At 42.8% G+C, this 676-nt stretch carries 1 protein-coding gene; it reads right to left on the bottom strand.

What is annotated here, in order from left to right; translation table 11 throughout:
- On the bottom strand, positions 1-676 hold a 676-nt coding region (locus R7P74_RS26810; protein ID WP_318123698.1), incomplete at both ends, for an EAL domain-containing protein.

Genomic DNA, 676 nt, shown 5'->3' with positions numbered 1-676 from the left:
CATAACCTTGGATCAAGAAGATATTGTGCGTAGCCAAATACTCAATCTGCTTTCTGTTTTCTACGCCTTCGGCAATCATTTCACATTCCGCTTTCATCGCCGCAGACACAATAGAATCCAACACTTTGAGTTTTTGGTCGTCTGAGCCAATTGGATCAACGAACATTTTGTCCACTTTCAAGCAGCGAATACCCAAGTCCTGCAAATAAGAAAAGCCACCATACCCAGTTCCAAAGTCATCAATTTTGAACTTGTAACCTTTGTTGGTGAGGTAGAGAATCTCTTTTTTCGCGGCTTCTACGTCTTTAACCGGAATTCTTTCTGTTAGCTCAAAATGAATTCGGTTTGCACACGGCCAATTCAAATCTGCCAGAAGTTTGGTTAACGAACCGGTTTCTAAATGAGAAGAGACAATATTGACACTCACCCAAATCGACTCAGGCAGTGACTCAAGATCTTGGATGATTTTGCGAATCATCTGGTTTGTCATCGGAACAATCAATCCGCTCTCTTCTGCGGCGCCAATAAACATATTAGGTGGCACCAAACCATCGCGTCTTGACCAACGCACCAACGCTTCATAACCTACAGTTTGGCCATCTCTGCTATCCACAATAGCTTGATAGTAAGGGATAAATTCGCCGTTATTGATGCCGTTTTGAATCAGCCCTTTGAT

This window comes from Vibrio sp. 2033, assembly GCF_033339735.1.
The sequence above is the reverse complement of the archived record's forward strand: the minus strand, read 5'-3'. Positions and strand labels throughout refer to the sequence as shown.